General features: G+C 47.2%; 16 protein-coding genes and 1 pseudogene. 11 read left to right on the plus strand and 6 right to left on the minus strand.

What is annotated here, in order from left to right; genetic code table 11:
* The 6 genes and pseudogenes from L976_RS22980 to L976_RS20490 all read right to left on the minus strand — a co-directional run.
* A pseudogene (locus L976_RS22980) lies at nucleotides 1-261 on the minus strand (ATP-binding protein); the annotation flags it as partial.
* 110 nt (nucleotides 262-371) lie between these two features.
* Entirely contained in the window at nucleotides 372-1,031 is a 660-nt protein-coding gene (locus tag L976_RS20470; RefSeq protein ID WP_037417965.1) for a response regulator transcription factor, read from the minus strand.
* A gap of 9 nt (nucleotides 1,032-1,040) precedes the next feature.
* Nucleotides 1,041-1,943, minus strand: coding sequence for an FAD:protein FMN transferase (locus tag L976_RS20475; protein ID WP_047539661.1), 903 nt, complete (start codon nucleotides 1,941-1,943; stop codon nucleotides 1,041-1,043).
* A 136-nt stretch (nucleotides 1,944-2,079) separates the two neighbouring features.
* Complete coding sequence (locus tag L976_RS20480; RefSeq protein WP_050991330.1) at nucleotides 2,080-3,426, minus strand: DUF3570 domain-containing protein; 1,347 nt, start codon at nucleotides 3,424-3,426, stop codon at nucleotides 2,080-2,082.
* A gap of 75 nt (nucleotides 3,427-3,501) precedes the next feature.
* Nucleotides 3,502-3,723 (minus strand): DUF4266 domain-containing protein, encoded by a 222-nt coding sequence (locus L976_RS20485; protein WP_037417959.1) that lies wholly within the window; start codon nucleotides 3,721-3,723, stop codon nucleotides 3,502-3,504.
* A gap of 3 nt (nucleotides 3,724-3,726) precedes the next feature.
* Entirely contained in the window at nucleotides 3,727-4,194 is a 468-nt protein-coding gene (locus L976_RS20490) for a TlpA disulfide reductase family protein (protein ID WP_047539663.1), read from the minus strand.
* A 348-nt stretch (nucleotides 4,195-4,542) separates the two neighbouring features.
* Here L976_RS20490 and hyaA point away from each other — a divergent pair, with 348 nt between their 5' ends.
* The 11 genes from hyaA (at nucleotide 4,543) to hypA (ending at nucleotide 16,894) form a co-directional block, all read left to right on the plus strand.
* The gene (gene hyaA, locus L976_RS20495; protein WP_037427738.1) at nucleotides 4,543-5,679 is read left to right on the plus strand and encodes a nickel-dependent hydrogenase small subunit; all 1,137 of its coding nucleotides are present in this window, start codon (nucleotides 4,543-4,545) and stop codon (nucleotides 5,677-5,679) included.
* A gap of 3 nt (nucleotides 5,680-5,682) precedes the next feature.
* Nucleotides 5,683-7,386 carry a nickel-dependent hydrogenase large subunit gene (gene hyaB, locus L976_RS20500; protein WP_047539665.1) on the plus strand — a complete coding sequence of 568 codons (1,704 nt, stop codon included), beginning with the start codon at nucleotides 5,683-5,685 and terminating at the stop codon, nucleotides 7,384-7,386.
* A 21-nt stretch (nucleotides 7,387-7,407) separates the two neighbouring features.
* Nucleotides 7,408-8,082: a Ni/Fe-hydrogenase, b-type cytochrome subunit gene (gene cybH / locus L976_RS20505; RefSeq protein ID WP_047539667.1), complete on the plus strand. Its 675-nt coding sequence runs from the start codon at nucleotides 7,408-7,410 to the stop codon at nucleotides 8,080-8,082.
* Between the two features lie 7 nt (nucleotides 8,083-8,089).
* Complete coding sequence (locus L976_RS20510) at nucleotides 8,090-8,668, plus strand: HyaD/HybD family hydrogenase maturation endopeptidase (protein ID WP_037417949.1); 579 nt, start codon at nucleotides 8,090-8,092, stop codon at nucleotides 8,666-8,668.
* Entirely contained in the window at nucleotides 8,649-10,487 is a 1,839-nt protein-coding gene (locus L976_RS20515; protein ID WP_047539669.1) for a Kae1-like domain-containing protein, read from the plus strand. Before L976_RS20510 ends, L976_RS20515 begins: the two co-directional genes overlap by 20 nt.
* 134 nt (nucleotides 10,488-10,621) lie before the next feature.
* Complete coding sequence (hypF, locus tag L976_RS20520; RefSeq protein WP_047540825.1) at nucleotides 10,622-13,051, plus strand: carbamoyltransferase HypF; 2,430 nt, start codon at nucleotides 10,622-10,624, stop codon at nucleotides 13,049-13,051.
* Between the two features lie 230 nt (nucleotides 13,052-13,281).
* Nucleotides 13,282-14,079 carry a hydrogenase nickel incorporation protein HypB gene (gene hypB, locus L976_RS20525; protein WP_047539671.1) on the plus strand — a complete coding sequence of 266 codons (798 nt, stop codon included), beginning with the start codon at nucleotides 13,282-13,284 and terminating at the stop codon, nucleotides 14,077-14,079.
* Nucleotides 14,079-14,324 (plus strand): HypC/HybG/HupF family hydrogenase formation chaperone, encoded by a 246-nt coding sequence (locus tag L976_RS20530; protein ID WP_037417941.1) that lies wholly within the window; start codon nucleotides 14,079-14,081, stop codon nucleotides 14,322-14,324. Before hypB ends, L976_RS20530 begins: the two co-directional genes overlap by 1 nt.
* A gap of 62 nt (nucleotides 14,325-14,386) precedes the next feature.
* Nucleotides 14,387-15,526, plus strand: coding sequence for a hydrogenase formation protein HypD (hypD, locus tag L976_RS20535; RefSeq protein ID WP_037417937.1), 1,140 nt, complete (start codon nucleotides 14,387-14,389; stop codon nucleotides 15,524-15,526).
* A complete protein-coding gene (gene hypE / locus L976_RS20540) occupies nucleotides 15,519-16,538 on the plus strand; it encodes a hydrogenase expression/formation protein HypE (protein ID WP_047539673.1) in 1,020 nt (339 codons plus the stop codon). Before hypD ends, hypE begins: the two co-directional genes overlap by 8 nt.
* A complete protein-coding gene (hypA, locus tag L976_RS20545; protein WP_037427750.1) occupies nucleotides 16,538-16,894 on the plus strand; it encodes a hydrogenase maturation nickel metallochaperone HypA in 357 nt (118 codons plus the stop codon). Before hypE ends, hypA begins: the two co-directional genes overlap by 1 nt.
* Nucleotides 16,895-17,001 lie beyond the last annotated feature (107 nt).

Genomic DNA, 17,001 nt, shown 5'->3' on the forward strand with positions numbered 1-17,001 from the left:
GCTACTGACTTGACTGTCCGGAACGTGGAGAACTTGAGGCTGTGATTGGGGAAGCTTAAAATCGGCTTCTTCATGGTAGAACAACTCGAGCATTTTTGCGGTTTGCAACATTTGAGCATCAAATAATTCTTCAATTTGATGCTTCGCATCACGAGTGCTAAACCAGCTTGAAATCCCTACTGAAACCGAAATCCCCGAGAGCATTAGCAAGGTTAATAGCAAGCGTAAAGAGTACACATCCAGCACCTTGAGTCGATTCAACCCGTTATCCCCGTCGTTTGTATGAGTGTAAACCTGTCTTATAAAGCAGTTACTTCATACCGATAAACGTCGAGTTTGTCACTTAAATCCTTGCATAAATTGCAAGATGGCTAATTCAGTTCCGTAAGGGTGTAGCCAATTCCGCGCACGGTCTTAATTAACTCATTAGCTAATTTTTTACGTAAATGATGAATATGGACTTCGATTGAATTACTGCCCACCTCATCCCAGCCATAGGTGAGCTGTTCCAGCTGATTACGGGTTAACACTCGACCAGCCGACTGAGCAAGTTCAAGTAATAATTGAAATTCTCTGCGTGAAAGGGGCACATTTTGATCGCGAAAAATCACTTCTCGCGTGTTGAGATCAATACTTAATGCACCAATATTTAAACTGTTATGGTCTAGACCATATTGACGGCGCACAATTGCCCTTATACGTGCCGCCAACTCACGCACATCGAAGGGCTTACCTAAATAATCGTCGGCTCCGACATCTAGGCACTCCAATTTAGTATCAAAATCGGTATTCGCGGTCAGCACTATGGTGGGAATCGATACCCCCTGCGAACGCCATGTTTTAAGGAGTTCTTTACCATTACCGTCGGGAAGACCTAAATCAAGCACAATAGCGCTAAAGGTTTCATTTTTTATTCCCACTAACGCCTGCTGATAGCTACTTAAGTGATCCACCTGCATGCCCATTTTGGCAAGGTTGAGGCAAATTCCCTGGGCCAGTAATTCATTATCTTCCACTAACATGATACGCATGATGATGCCCTATCGAAAAAGACTAAACTGAACCGATTGCTCGGTTAAAAAGGCTTCTGCCTGCTCACCCTGCAACATTGCCATGGTGGCGAGCATTCCCGCGGTAACGCAATTGGGTCCAAGAACGGTCACCGACCGTGGCGCACCGCGCACAGGATATCCGGTTCGTGGATCAATGATATGCCCATAACGCCTGCCATCGACCTCAATAAAACGCCTTGTGTCACCACTCGTCGCTAAAGCACCTTGTGTAATAGCGAGCACTTTGGCTGCACAATCAAGGCGATGCGGATCTTCAATCCCCACCTGCCATGGGACTGAATGAGCTACAGGACAAGCAATATCACCGCCAAAATTCACTAATACCGAAATCTTAGGGTAGGATTCCGCCAGTTCATAGGCCACACTGTCAACCGCGTATTCTTTTGCAATCTCCCCCACATCAAGTTGCATACCCGTGGGGATTTTTAGCTCGTGTGAATTAAATTCAAGGCGTTCAAATCCCACTAAAGATCGCGCTGCGGCGATATCAGCCATTGTGGGCAGAGTAGCGTCCGGAGTAAAACGCCACACTTGCATCAATGGACAAGCAGAAATATCAAATAGTCCACCACTAAGCTCAAAGCATTGTTTCGCAAAGGATAAAAGTTGCCAGGTTTCTTCATCAATGGTCACTGGTTTGCCTTGAGCATGATTCAACTGCCACAGGTAATTACCTTCAATAAAACGGCTGTATTTTTGCTCGATGCGAGACGCCTCCCGAGCTGCCATATCGAGCATATCGTAGGCAATACTCTCATCATGACTGGCAATGAGTAGCTCGCATGGGCTGGCCATTGCCCTAAATTCCCCCAAGAATCCCCAATCACGGCGCAGGAGTCGATATGGCGCACTTGGAGAAAATGATGGCATTTCGCGTTCCTTATGGTGGTGCTTAATGTGGCTTCACCAATGACAGGTTTAAATACAAGTCTTACATACAGGAACTGGGCAACTCAGTTGCCCAGTTCAAACCGTAATAACGTGAACTAATTAGCACAGTTTAGCTTTAAAAAGAATAACTAAACTGTGCAGTAATCGCCTTTTGAGTCGGGAACAGATCATAGTTTTGCAACTGACCAGGGAGCTCGGTGCCATTGTTTTTCGGATCTTGTTGATAGTATTCCAAGCGGTATGTCATCTCATGTCCGCCTGACAAACGGTGACCAAACTTAACCCCTACCGTATAGGCGCTCATATCCCCAATGCGGTAATCAGCACTAGCAAACTCAGGCAATGGTGACTCCGCCATCAAAAAAGGTTGATAGAAATTCACCGCAGCTTGTTGATAGTAACGAAGATGCAACTGACCATAAAAACTGCCACTGAAGTAATAACGATAATGGGTTTCTAAGGTGTGTGAAGTTAAATCCCAATCATCGGTAGTATAGCGATAGGAAAAATCGACCACTCCCGAATCGAGCGCGCCTTTAGTCATCATATAAAAACTGTGTTTTAAGCGTGAATCTGGACGATTCTCGTAGACGATATTCTCGGTCGTACCGTTATTGTCTACGACACTTAAGACTTTGTAGGGATCGGTTAAATAGCCACTGACACTCGATAAACCATAGTTTGCTTGCAATAACCAACGCTGATTAAGAATTTGAGTGATACCCAACATCAAATCAGCAGTTTGTTTATTATCGCTACTAGTTTGGCGAGTGGCATCAAATGCACTGCGATAAGCTTCATCGCTGGTAAAGTTATCGCGGATCGCCATCGTTGATAACGCTACAGGCCTGCCACCAACAGGGTCAACCACATCGAAGCTATATGAGGTGCCTAAAAACAGCGTAGTGTTGTCCTTATTAAAGCCACGCTCGACACCTGCATTAATCCCCATCGACATATAGTCGAATTCCTTAGAAGCATAAACACCGCCATTGACCTTCCAATCGGGATTCAGTACCTGCGACCAGTTCGCATTTGCCTGCACTCGAGTGTCGTGGAAAGTATCATCGAGCGGGGTTTCTCCCGCTGCTACGGTATATTGGCCATTGCCAGAAGGACGGGTAAAGGTTTGACTGTTACTTTGAGCGACAGCGCCCGATGCCGAGGCCCCCGTTAAGCTATCAACCACCAGCTTAAGGTCAAGTACACTGTCATCACCAAAGTTTTTCTGTGCCGTACCTATGGCTTCTATCGCTTGAACTCTGTCCTGTTCACCGTAATACATGAGTGCGGCATCAACTTTCCAGTCATCGATATTTTTCGCCAGCTCGGTTGCGTGACCATTGGACGCGAACAACCCACAACTGGCTAAGGCTAACGCGCTAGCGATCTGTTTTGTCTGCGGTTTTAGTTGCACAATTTGCGAGTCATTTTTGTCTAACTTATTGTTCTTATTTGTCATGGCTGACAACACCTTTATGTCACTGAAGCTTATTTAGACGAAAACCTAAGGTATTAACGATTATTAAATTAAGGTTTAGTTACAACCGCATCCACCACCAGCAAAAGCTCGGCCACCACTACTACCTTCTTTACTGAAGTAAATATGATCATCTAACGCCTGATCTAACTTTTCGCTATCAAGCGCCATATCACTACGCGCAAACTGCCCTCTTTCCCACGGCTCAACCCCTAAGCTTGAACAACCACTCACTCCTAGCATCACTAACGAGACAGCAACTAATGTGATTTTGCGCATAGATCACTCCTTCAAAAGATTCACCAGTTCTTGTTCATAATCGGCAATATTGTCTTGGTAAAAACCGACATGCTGATTTACTAACTTGCCTTGGCGATTAAAGATAAAACTACTGGGCATACCCAATAAATCGAAGCTACGTGCGACATCGCCTTCAGGATTAAAGCGCACCGTAAATTGGGCTGGTACTTGCTTTAAAAATGCATCGGCAAGGGCTTTCTCGGTATCAAGGTTAATGGCTACCACCGCTAACCCTTGCTCTTGATACTTTTGCTGCATGGTATTCATCCAAGGAAAAGACTTACGGCAGGGTCCACACCAAGAGGCCCAAAAATCGACGTAAACGACTTTTCCTTTAAATTCATTCAGTGAAACAGTTTGATTTTGTGCATCAAAGACAAGGTGTTCAAGTGAAGGAGCGGCAAGTACGCTTGCACTAAATAATCCGAGGAACAACACGAGTTTTTTCATAGGCTATCCATTTATCACAATACAGTTCGAATTTATTAACTGAATCTTAAGGTTTGCTTAAACTTAAAAAGAATAAATAAAGTCTTTATGCCACATGGACATCTGAGCCATCAATTGGTTGGAAAGTGAGCTCTAACGGCAAAAATGTTAAAATTGAGACATTTTGTCCCATTAGCAAAATCGAAATTAGATCTGAATCATGTTAATTTAATGTCAAAATCAGTTTAATCACATCTCTGAAAAATTCTTGATATGCATCAATAATTTTCTAGTGCCTAGCGCCTAAACTGCATGTGTCAATTATGTAAACCCTTAACAATTTACATTCCAACAACAAAAGGTTGACCCATGGACACACATGCAGCCCTCTATGAACAGGGAAAGGCGCGCTTAGATGCGTTGCGCCAATTAGCTCCCCGTCAACAGCAAACATTACTCGATAAATTACAACAACATGGCATCACACGCCGTGACTTCATGAAATGGAGTGCGATGGTAACGGGTATGCTCGCCCTACCACTCCCCTTTAGTAACTTAGTTGCAGAGGCCGCCGAATTAGCCGACCGTGTACCCTTAATTTGGTTACATATGGCTGAATGTACTGGTTGCTCCGAATCCTTAGTTCGTGCCGACACCCCCAATCTAGATTCGCTGATCTTCGATCATATCTCCTTGGAATATCACGAAACCTTGATGGCAGCTGCGGGTTGGCAAGCAGAGGAAAACCTCGAGCACGCCTTAGAAACCTACAAGGGTCGCTACCTGCTCGCGGTAGAAGGCGCGATACCGACCGCCAATAACGGCAGCTTCTTGACCGTGGGCTGTAAAGGCCATACAGGCTTAGAAATAATCAAACATGCCGCCGAAGGCGCCGCAGCGATTATCTCTGTGGGCACCTGTGCATCCTTCGGTGGTGTACAAGCCGCCTACCCTAACCCCACAGGGGCTAAGGGCGTGCACGAAGTTGTGAGCAAACCCGTGATTAACTTAGGCGGTTGCCCACCAAGTGAAAAGAACATTGTCGGTACTTTGATGTACTTCATCATGTTCGGCAAATTACCTGCACTGGATATGTTCAATCGTCCAAAATGGGCTTATGGCGCACGGGTACATGATAACTGTGAACGTCGTGGCCGTTTTGATGCCGGCGAGTTCGTTGAAGAATTTGGCGATCACGGTGCAAAAGAAGGCTACTGCCTCTATAAAGTGGGCTGTAAAGGACCTTATACCTATAACAACTGCCCCACTGAACGCTTCAATCACCATACCAGTTGGCCTGTGTTAGCTGGTCATGGTTGTATGGGCTGCTCGGAACCTAATTTCTGGGATGATATGGCTGACTTTGAGAAACCCCTTGGTCGTCAACTGCTCCATGGATTGGATGCAACCGCAGACACCGTCGGTGCGGTGATTTTAGGCGCGACTGTCGTCGGCATTGGAGCCCACGCTGTTGCCAGTATTTTTGCCAAGCCGCTGGAGGAATAACCCATGAGCAAGCGCGTTGTTATCGACCCTATCACCCGTATCGAGGGTCACTTACGTATCGAAGTTGAAGTTGATGAGAATAATGTCATCAACAAAGCATGGTCATCCTCCACACTTTGGCGCGGTATTGAAGTTATTCTCAAAGGCCGTACGCCTATGGACGTGGGCCTCATTGTGCAACGTATCTGTGGTGTATGTACTTATTCGCACTATCGCTGTGGTACCGAAGCGGTGGAAAATGCTTTAGGGATTCAAATTCCCTTGAATGCAAAGTATCTTCGCTCGCTGATGCAAACATCGCTCTATATGCATGACCATATAGTGCACTTCTATCATCTCCATGGCTTAGATTGGGTCGATGTGGTTTCAGCACTCAGTGCAGACCCCGCTAAAGCCGCCCAAGTCGCCCTCAAATATACCGATAAGCCTATCGCCGCTGGCGAAGGTGAATTAAGGGCTGTGCAAGAGCGCGTAAAAGGCTTTGTCGAAACCGGAAAACTTGGTCCATTCGCCAACGCTTATTGGGGTAATGGCACCTATAAGTTTACCCCTGAACAAAACCTGATTGCTCTATCTCACTATCTTAAAGCCCTCGAAGTACAAAGAGTTGCCGCCGAAATGCTTGCAATATTCGGCGGTAAACAGCCACATCCTCAATCATTAGTTGTCGGTGGAGTTACTTCTGTACGCGATATGTTGAGCCCTGCACGTCTGCAAGAATGGAAGCAAAAACACGCAATCGTAACAGACTTTATCCTGCGTGCTTATCAAGCCGATATCGTGATGGCAGCCGAAGCCTTTGGTACTGAGCCTAGCGTGCTAGGCGGCGTCAATATTAAAAACTTCATGGCTACCAATGATTTCGTGCTCGCTAATGGTGAATATTTGTTCGACCAAGGCGTGATTATGAATGGCGATTTAGCGGGTGTGAGTGATATTAACCCTGATCTCATCGCCGAGGACGTCAGCCACGCTTGGTACAATGCTGATGCGCCGCAACATCCGTATGATGGCACCACCATTCCAAACTATACCGGCTTTGTTGAGCGGGATACGGTTTACGGCAAACTGCCAACCTTAGATGGTGATGGTAAATACTCTTGGGTGAAATCACCTCGTTATCAAGGTGAACCTGTCGAAGTGGGCCCACTGTCTTGTTTATTAGTCAGTTATGCCCGTGGCAATAAAGTGGTGGTCGATGCCGTCAATGCGCTGCTTGCACGCACAGGTCTCCCAGTAGAAGCACTCTTCACTACCCTAGGCCGTACGGCTGCGCGGATGCTGCAAACCGTGATCGTCGCGCAGGAAGGCCTGAAAACCTTCGATGCCTTGTTAACAAACATTCAGTCAGATGAAACCACCTATGTGAAACCCCATATCGATCCAAGTAAAGAGTATGTGGGTCACGCCATGATTGAAGCGCCCCGCGGCATGCTAAGCCACTGGATCCGAATCAAAAATGGTGTCATTGAGAACTATCAAGCCGTGGTGCCTACTACCTGGAACGCAGGTCCCGTGGATGCTAATGGCAAGATAGGCCCCTATGAAGCCTCACTGATTGGTTTGAAACTGGAAGATCCCACTAAACCCCTTGAGGTGATACGTATTATTCACTCATTTGACCCTTGCATGGCGTGTTCTGTACACGTGATGGATTTTAAAGGTCAGGCATTGAGCGAGTTCCGTGTCAGCCCCAATGGTCAATAACAACGAGGGAGGGAACGCAACATGAACCATTCTGAAACCCGCATTCGGACACTGGTTTTTAGTCCTGCGATACGGATTTTCCACTGGTTACGGGCACTGACGATTTTAGTGCTGGTGATCACCGGATTCTATATTGCTTGGCTGTTTCTTGTGGCGCCCGAAAGTACGGATGTATTAGTACAAGGTTGGATCCGTTTTGCCCATTTGATCTGCGGTTTTATCTTAACCGCAGTTACCTTGGCCCGCTTCTACTTGTATTTTTTCAGTCGTAGCGATATCGAGCGACGCTCGTTTCGTGATGTGATGAGCATTAAGAGCTGGATTACCCAACTAAAATCTTACATTTGGATGGGACATTTACATAAAGCTGGCGTTTACGGGCCACTGCAATTTGTGACCTATGTAGCAATCTCCTTTGTTGCGCTTGTGATATGTATTACTGGTCTCGTACTGTATGCCAATGTCTACCATGAAGGTTTAGGTGGCATGCTTTGGAGCAGTGCAGCTTGGATCACCGCACAAATGGGTGGGCTGGCACAGGTGAGAATTTGGCACCACTACCTCACTTGGGCATTCGTTATCTTTGTGGTTATCCACGTCTATATGGCGGTTTGGTCAGGGATACGCTTCAAACATAACTCAGTTGACTCAATTGTCTCTGGTTACGACTACCCGAAACCAGACTCACACCACTAGGAGTCCAATGAAGATATTGCTACTGGGTATTGGCAATGTCCTGTACGCCGATGAAGGCATCGGCGTACATTTTGTCAATTACATCACTGAGAATTATCAGTTTACGCACGAGTCCCATCAGCTCGAGATGCTCGATGGCGGCACTTTAGCCCAGGGACTCATTCCGATTATTTGCCAATACGATTATTTGATCGTGGTCGATACTGTCAATGCCAATGGCGTCGAAGCGGGTGAGGTCTATTTCTTCGACTTTGATAAAGCCCCGCAGGAAATTGACTGGCAAGGCAGCGCCCATGAAGTCGAAATGCTACAAACCCTAAACATGATGGAAATGGTTGGCGACAGGCCAAAAACCTTTGTATTAGGTGTTACTCCAACCGTGCTTGAACCTATGACACTCGGCCTCACCCCCAAAGTTGCATCCGCAGTTCCTTTGATGGAGCGCACCCTGTTATCCCACTTAGCCTCCCTTGGATTCACTGCGACACGCATTGCCGATCATAGTATCGACTCGCTGATCCCCGACTCCTATAAACGTGGTGTCACTCTTGGTGAAAATATAGAAGATGAAAAACATCAGATTTGATTTTACCTGCTCACGTCAGGTGCCCTTATATGCGCATTTATGTAATCAATACCTAAATTATGATGTGCTGAATATTAGCATTGGTTGCGACAACCACAATGATTTTGGTCCACAAACCTATTTTATTGAAGCCCAAGGTGAGCAAGCGCCGCTAGAGCAACTGGCCGATGCGATTGCCGCTGACTTTTTAATGTCTGTTTGGTTGGTTGACTCAGGCATTAAAGTTATCGATGAGCCACAAGGCCAGCGTACCTTATTGGAGACTCATGATCCCCAAATGGATAAATCGGTTGCCGCTTTTTGCCAGCAATGTTATCCCCTGTTTGGCGATAATCAAGCGGCGCAATTTGGTGCCATTGATTTAACCTGTTCCTGTTGCCACGGTGAAACCCGCTTAACCCCTGCCCAAAAAGCCCTCACACTAACCGATCTTAAAGCCATGGCTGAGCAGTTAATAACCCAAGGCTCATTAGCGTTAAGCTGTGAAGGTATAGCGTTAAGCTTAGAACCGTTTGCTCGCGATGCCAGCAGACCACAACTGCTGATCTGTAATCCAAACACCTTAAATGCGCATTTTTGCTTAAAGGATCATCAAGTCGTTGCGCTATCCAGCATTGAAAAACCGCTTATTTGCGCAAGACCCATTCAAGATCACCAAAAACTGTTTGCGCCGCTATACGATATTTGTTTTGGCTATAGTCGCGTGGTAGCGGTCCTTAGCGAAATTTTGCGGCAAAAAGGAATTGATTGGGTTTATCTTCAAGGTCAGCACCATAGGCCCAAATTGGCTTGGATTGACGGTGCATGGGCCCAGTTGTCCCACCAAGATGGAGACAATGCTAATAACATCAGCAAACATTTCAATGCGCCGGAGCCGTTAAGGGAAGAAATTCGCTTTCTCGGTTTTAAAGCACAATGGCAAGCGCATAAAAAAACACGCTCACACCAAGGCACGCTTAGCGTACAAGTCTTATCCTCTGTAGAGAGTGAAACGAATTACGAAGGTGATCAAGAAGATCATACAATTACCGATGCAGCGCTCTTTGCTGCATTGCTAAATGGTAAATTTACCAGTCATAAGCAGGCCAAAAATGCGGCGGTGATTTACTTAAGCCATGATCATCCGAGCCAAATTGTCACCTGCGATAATAAAGGCGACACATCACTGTTTTTTGCCCTGCCTGAGCTGCCCGATAATGGATATGAGATTTTCCACAGGCTCGACAGCAGCCCGCAAAAAGCGGTGGCGCAGAAGTTTAAAACTCAGTTTCCTGATGACTACTTGAAACTGCTCAGCCTAAAACTCCACGGCAGACGCGATAATCTTCAGAGCCTATGGGCTATTGCCGCGATCTTGATTGGTTTGAATCCGCAGGAAGAAACCCAGACACAAGACTATTTGAGCGATGCTCTCATGGCAGCTGCCATGCGTTATCAGGGAGCGAATGCACCGCGCATCGACTACCCTCTCACCAAAGGCGAAGCCCATCGGAGCCTTAATTGGTGCAAAACCCTTGGCACACTACTGAGCTTTAGAGTGGCTGGCCACAGCGACCCAAGCCAACTGGCTTTTGCGATGCAGGACTCCCTCGCCGATTACCTTGCCAATTGGCTTGAGCACATAGACTTAAATATTGGTGTACAGACAATTGCTTTAGCGGGTAATGAGTTAGCTAATGAAACCCTCTGTAAACGCATGAGTTTACGCTTAGGGAAAAACTTTCCGTTACTGGTTAATCGTAGTCTCGACTTAGAGGGAGATAACCTTGCTGTAGGTGCGCTGTATGTTAAGCAGCGGCAATTAAATACCCTTGGATAAATACTGTTAACATTCGTGTTTGCTCCAGAGATATCGCAACATTAGAAGATAGATTGTTATCTTCTAATGTTGCAGCCAAACCTAAAAGAAGACTGAAATTGAAACAAGCAGCCTCATCCGCTAACCAACTGGATATGATTGAACGTCGCCAACTGCATATCACTGGCATAGTACAAGGTGTGGGCTTTCGGCCATTTGTCTACCGCTGGGCAACCGATTTGCAACTCACTGGCACAGTACTCAATAATGCCAAGGGCGTGATGATAGAACTGCAAGGACCGAGCGCAAAACTGGATATTTTTATCCAAGAGTTAGCAACTAACCCGCCACCACTGGCACGTATCGACCATATTAGCCATGGACAACTAGCGGTAAAATTAGCGGAGACACGCTTCGAGATTGTTCAAAGCGATAGCCAAAGTGATGGTACAAAAGACCGGAGCTTAGCTGCACTCGTTGCCGTGTCGGCCGATAAAAGCACCTGCCAGGATTGCTTAGGCGATATGCACAATCCACAGGATCGCCACTTTGGCTATGCCTTTACTAATTGCACCAATTGCGGCCCAAGATATACGATTATCAATGCCTTACCCTATGATCGCCATCATACCGCCATGGCGGATTTCGCTATGTGCCCCGATTGCGCCAAGGCCTATCAAGATCCATTAAATCGCAGATACCACGCTCAGCCAGTCAGTTGCCCAAAATGTGGCCCACACCTGAGTTTAAAAACACCTAAGGGTGAGCTAATCGCATTGACGCCCTTGCTCCACTCGCAAAACAACAGCATGGCGGTATTATCCGCAGCGGCCGATAAGCTTGCACAAGGACACATCCTCGCCATTAAAGGGCTCGGTGGATTCCACTTGATGTGTGACGCGAGAAACTGCCACGCAGTGAGTCAACTACGGCAGCGCAAACAGCGTAAAGCAAAACCGCTAGCGGTAATGATGCCGAGCATTGAAATGGCAAAACAGTACGTTACGGGCACGGAGGCGGAGTGGCACACCTTAAGCTCGCCGGAACGGCCCATCGTATTGATGCAAGCGTTGGATGAGCATGACCTTAGCCCCGAAATCGCACCCAATATCCCCAAGCTGGGAGTATTTTTACCTTATACGCCACTGCACCACTTACTGCTTAGCCAATTTAATGGTCCTTTAGTTGCCACCAGCGCCAATGTGTCGGGCGAGCCCATTATCACCGTTTGCGATGCGCTTATCTGCCAACTTGGGCATGTGGTGGATGCCATCGTCGATCATAACCGACCGATACTCAACGGCTGTGATGACAGTGTTGTGCAACTTATTCAACAGCCAAATGGCAATACGCCACAGGTGCAAGTGCTGCGCCTAGCACGAGGGTATGCACCATTAAGTTTTCCATTAACTGCGCCATTAACACGCTCAATCCTCGCCGTGGGAGCACAGCAAAAAAATGCTATCGCTTTCGGATTTGGTGCAAATGTGTTTTTAAGTCCGCATATTGGCGATCTTTTTAGTGTCAGTGCCGAGCAGTATTTCGAGCGTACCTTAGCAACCTTCGCCCGCCTGTATCATTTCAGTCCCGAGCTGATTGTCCATGATAAGCACCCAGACTATGCACCATCGCGCTGGGCAGTGGCGCAGCAACAGCAAAGCCTTGATACACAGAGTGGAGCCTATCGTTCAATCCAAACCTTAAGCGTGCAACATCACCATGCCCATGTACTCAGTGTCATGGCCATCAATCAATATCAAGAGCCCGTATTAGGCTTTAGTTTTGACGGTACCGGTCTTGGCGATGATGGCAGCCTCTGGGGCGGTGAAGTGCTATTGACGAGCTTAGACAAAGCGCAGCGCTTAGCCCATTTTGAAGCCATCTCCCTACTCGGCGGTGAGCAGGCAATAAAACAGCCTGTACGACTATTGCTGGCACTGCTGTTTGAACAAATGAGTTTAGCGGCGCTACAAACCTTAGATTTACCGATCCTAAAAAGCCTGCCCCCCATAACCTTAAGTAATTTGCATCGGATCTGGCAAAATGGCCGTACGATTAAAAGCTCATCGGTTGGCCGATTATTTGATGCCCTCGCCTGCGCCTTAGGATTGATTGATACCACACAATTTGAAGGCCAAGCGGGCATGCTGATAGAAGCCGCCGCAAGACGCGCCGATAAACAAAATCTACCGCCACTTATCCTCGATTTGCCACTGAGTTCTTTAGGGGATGACCCGCAACAAGCGCAAGTTTGGTGCAGTAGCCAACTGTTTAAACAGCTTATCGCGCACATCACTGAGGCGCCACTTTCCTCCCACAGGCAAGATATTATCGCCCGCGCGTTTTTGCATAGCCTTGGAGATGCTATTTGTAGTTATGCTGCGCGCTATCCATCACTGCCCATTGCGCTATGTGGCGGAGTATTTCAAAACCAATATCTGCTCGAATATTGCCTCTGTAAACTTCATCTGCAAGGCAATACCGTGCTCCCCAACAAACATATCCCCGTTAACGACGGTGGTATCGCCCTTGGCCAGCTTTGGTATGGAATTCATCAAGAGGCAATGGATAAAAACCACAAATAAACCGCTGCTATGACATATCTTCGTAGAGCTTGATATGCGCCGTGACCAAATGGCCAAAATCTGATTGATCAGGGTCAAAACGACCTAATAACCTGACGAACATCAAAGATTCCTTTAAGGATTTGTATCACACTTAACATTAGCGTAATCAAATTAACCCTATTCGATAGCATCACCATATTGTTCGGACAACAGCTCAAATCTGTGACGAGAACAAGGAGAATGACAAGATGTGTAAAGACTGCGGCTGCTCTCTACCCCGCCACTCTGCGATTCAACAAGGGCATGATCACCATACAGGTCATTCCCACGAACACAGCCATAAACATCAGGAATTGCATACCAATCCTCAGCTTAACGATAAAAAAACCTTGTCGGTGATCCATAAAATTCTCGATAAAAATGATGTAGAAGCTGCCCACAACCGTGCCCATTTCGAGGCTCACCATATTACCGCCTTCAATCTAATGAGTAGCCCAGGTAGCGGCAAAACGACCTTGCTTGAGCACTTAAAAGAGTACACAAAACTTAATTACGCCGTTATTGAAGGCGATTTAGAGACCTCCCGTGATGCTGACCGTTTAATCGCAAAGGGCATTACAGCCCATCAAATTCAAACTGGCAGTGCATGCCACCTAGACGCCTTTATGGTGCATGGTGCTTTGCATCACTTGCCGCTGGAAGGGTTAGATATTTGCTTTGTGGAAAACGTGGGCAACCTCGTCTGCCCCGCCAGTTATGATGTGGGCACCCATAAAAATATCGTGCTGCTCTCCGTTCCCGAAGGCGATGATAAGATTGAAAAATATCCAGTAATGTTCCGCCGTGCTGACCTGGTTCTGATCACAAAATGTGACCTATTACCCTACTTCGATTTCAGTGTCGACGAGGCCAAAGCCCAGCTTAAAAAACTCAATCCGGACACTCAAATACTCGAAGTCTCAATTAAAAATGGCGATTCCATGCATGCCGTCGCCGCTTGGCTAAATGAAAATCTGCGCCGAAACACTGTGGGAGAGCCACAATAATGTGCCTATCAATCCCCTCACAAGTGGTAGCAGTTGATAACGAGCGCCAATCTGTAACCGTCGATACCTTAGGCGTAAGACGCGATGTCAGCAGCCATCTTATGACTGAACCCTTGGCTATTGGTGATTATGTGCTCATTCATATCGGTTTTGTGATGAATAAAATTGATCGCAATGATGCTCTGCAAAGCCTTGAATTATATCAAGAGATAGTCGCAAAACTTGAAAATGAAACCACGCATTAAGCAACAGCCGCAGTTGTAAACGATCACAAACCACAGACGATACACTGCGACAAGGATTGAACATGCTTGAATTAAAACAACTTTATCAAGGCTTTCGCGATCCCCAAACCATTGCCTCGCTTGCAAAGGATATTGCCCAGGTCGCTCACTCACTCGATCAACAAATCAACATTATGGAAGTGTGTGGCGGCCATACCCACACCATCATGAAATACGGCTTACTGGATTTGCTGCCGGATAACATTGAGTTTATCCACGGCCCCGGTTGCCCTGTATGCATTATGCCTAAAGAGCGGATCGATCAAGCCGCAGTGCTTGCCCAGCAGGAAGATGTGATATTAGTGACGCTAGGCGATATGATCCGCGTCCCCGGCTCCCAAGGGTCACTTGCCAGTTTCAGAGCCAAAGGCTGTGATATTCGGCCTATCTATGATCCTTTAGACACGCTCAAAATTGCCCGTGATAATCCAAATAAAACCGTGGTGTTTTTCGCCATTGGATTTGAAACTTCCACCCCAATGACGGCAATATTGTTGCAACTGGCCGAGCAGGAAAAGCTGGCGAATTTGTTTTTTCATATCAACCATGTATTAGTCCCACCCGCAATTGATGCCGTGATGCACGATCCTAATGCGAGGGTCAATGCCTTTATTGGCCCAGCACACGTCAGTGTGATCAGTGGCGCCAAAATCTATCGCCCTGCCGTAGAGCAATACGGCACACCGGTAGTGGTCTCAGGTTTTGAGCCCGTGGATGTAATGGAGTCTATCCTGCGCATCGTGCGTCAAAAGGCCGCAGGCAAGGCAGAACTCGATATCCAATACAGTCGCGCTGTATCTGAGCAAGGTAATCTTGCCGCACAGGCAAAAGTTGAACAATTTTTCCAGATCAGACCGCAATTTCGTTGGCGCGGGCTTGGACCAATCCCCAACTCGGCGCTGCAATTAAGGGATGAATACGCCCACAGGGACGCAGAGCTGCGCTTTAAAGACAGATTGCCCGTCAAAGAGATTGATGATCATAAGGCTTGCCAGTGCGGCGATATTCTACGTGGACTCGCCAAACCGAAGGACTGCAAAGTCTTTGGCCGCGGCTGCAATCCCGAAACCCCTCTCGGTAGCTGCATGGTCAGCTCCGAAGGCGCTTGTAATGCTTATTACCGCTATCAAGGCATCGATAGCAAGGAGCAACATCATGGCTGATGTATCAACCAAAGAGAAAGCGATTCAACTCAGCCACGGTGGTGGCGGTAAAGAGATGAATAAACTCATCCGCGATCTGTTTTTTGCCGAATTCGATAACCCGATTTTGCGTAGCGAAGAAGACGCCGCAAAACTTGAATTACAGGGTGCGACGGCCTTTACGACGGACTCTTTCACTGTATCTCCGTTGTTTTTTGCCGGTGGTGATATCGGTAAGCTGGCGATTGCTGGCACTGTTAACGATCTCGCCATGATGGGTGCTGAGCCTCAATATTTAAGCTGTAGTGTGATCATCGAAGAAGGTTTTTCGCTCAAAGACTTAACCACAATTGTACGCAGTATGGCCAAAGAGCTGAAACAAAGTGGGGCTAGAATTGTTTGTGGCGACACCAAAGTAGTACCTAAGGGCTGCGCCGATGGCTTATTTATCAATACTTCAGGCGTTGGGCGTATTTTACGTCCGAATATCTCGGCGGCCAATGTCGCGCCCGGCGATGCGATTATTGTCTCCCGTGATGTCGGCTGCCATGGCGCGGCTATTTTGATGGCGCGTGAGGGTCTTACCCTCGAGTCCACGCTACAAAGCGATTGTGCCACGCTCTGGCCAGTCGTAGAGCAATTGATCGCTGCTAATATTCCACTGCATGCTATGCGCGATGCAACCCGCGGCGGGCTCTCTGCCGTATTAAATGAATGGGCCGTTGCCGCGAATGTCGGCATCACAGTCAATGAGGCGAGCATCCCAGTTTGTGATGAGGTCAAAGGCTTGTGTGAACTCTATGGCTTTGAGCCAATGGATTTAGCCAATGAAGGCACCTTTATCTTGGCTGTTCCCAACGATATCGCCCTTGGTGCGTTAGAAATTATGCAACGATTTGGTCACTGCGAGCAGGCGGCCATCATCGGTACCGTCAGCGACGAACTTCCCGGAAAAGTGATCTTAAGAACGCCATGGAATACCAAACGTTACTTAGACTTGCCTCAAGGTGAACTGCTACCAAGGATTTGTTAATGCACGAGTATTCTATAGTAAGCGCCTTAATTGAACAGTGCGAGCAACATGCACGGGCAAATCAAGCAACTAAAATTACTCGGGTAGCAATCAAACTCGGCGTAATGAGCGGTGTCGAACCCACCCTACTTCAAACGGCGTTTGAGACCTTTAAACTCGATGGGATCTGCCGCGAAGCCGAGCTTTGCATGACACTACAGCCACTGGTGATCAAATGTGCAGATTGCCAACAAGAGTCGGTGCTCGATGAGCGTTCAATCGTGTGCCCCGCCTGTAACAGTTATCATACGCGGGTATTAGAGGGTGAAGATATGCTGCTGATGCAGCTCGAAATGGAGCAGGCAGAGGATATTTAATCGATTATAAGCACGGCTTCAGTGATAAAAATGGCTTTAAGTCTACACACTTAAAGCCATTTTTATTCGGGTTTACGATAAGCGATAAACGCTTACTGATAAATTGA

Source organism: Shewanella sp. ZOR0012, from assembly GCF_000798835.1.
Classification (GTDB): Bacteria; Pseudomonadota; Gammaproteobacteria; order Enterobacterales; family Shewanellaceae; genus Shewanella; species Shewanella xiamenensis.

Bases quoted from the DNA above. Each gene is read 5' to 3' on its own strand.
- L976_RS20470 (WP_037417965.1), bottom strand. From the start codon at position 1,031: ATGCGTATCATGTTAGTGGAAGATAATGAATTACTGGCCCAGGGAATT.
- L976_RS20475 (WP_047539661.1), bottom strand. From the start codon at position 1,943: ATGCCATCATTTTCTCCAAGTGCGCCATATCGACTCCTGCGCCGTGAT.
- L976_RS20480 (WP_050991330.1), bottom strand. From the start codon at position 3,426: ATGACAAATAAGAACAATAAGTTAGACAAAAATGACTCGCAAATTGTG.
- L976_RS20485 (WP_037417959.1), bottom strand. From the start codon at position 3,723: ATGCGCAAAATCACATTAGTTGCTGTCTCGTTAGTGATGCTAGGAGTG.
- L976_RS20490 (WP_047539663.1), bottom strand. From the start codon at position 4,194: ATGAAAAAACTCGTGTTGTTCCTCGGATTATTTAGTGCAAGCGTACTT.
- hyaA (WP_037427738.1), top strand. From the start codon at position 4,543: ATGGACACACATGCAGCCCTCTATGAACAGGGAAAGGCGCGCTTAGAT.
- hyaB (WP_047539665.1), top strand. From the start codon at position 5,683: ATGAGCAAGCGCGTTGTTATCGACCCTATCACCCGTATCGAGGGTCAC.
- cybH (WP_047539667.1), top strand. From the start codon at position 7,408: ATGAACCATTCTGAAACCCGCATTCGGACACTGGTTTTTAGTCCTGCG.
- L976_RS20510 (WP_037417949.1), top strand. From the start codon at position 8,090: ATGAAGATATTGCTACTGGGTATTGGCAATGTCCTGTACGCCGATGAA.
- L976_RS20515 (WP_047539669.1), top strand. From the start codon at position 8,649: ATGAAAAACATCAGATTTGATTTTACCTGCTCACGTCAGGTGCCCTTA.
- hypF (WP_047540825.1), top strand. From the start codon at position 10,622: ATGATTGAACGTCGCCAACTGCATATCACTGGCATAGTACAAGGTGTG.
- hypB (WP_047539671.1), top strand. From the start codon at position 13,282: ATGTGTAAAGACTGCGGCTGCTCTCTACCCCGCCACTCTGCGATTCAA.
- L976_RS20530 (WP_037417941.1), top strand. From the start codon at position 14,079: ATGTGCCTATCAATCCCCTCACAAGTGGTAGCAGTTGATAACGAGCGC.
- hypD (WP_037417937.1), top strand. From the start codon at position 14,387: ATGCTTGAATTAAAACAACTTTATCAAGGCTTTCGCGATCCCCAAACC.
- hypE (WP_047539673.1), top strand. From the start codon at position 15,519: ATGGCTGATGTATCAACCAAAGAGAAAGCGATTCAACTCAGCCACGGT.
- hypA (WP_037427750.1), top strand. From the start codon at position 16,538: ATGCACGAGTATTCTATAGTAAGCGCCTTAATTGAACAGTGCGAGCAA.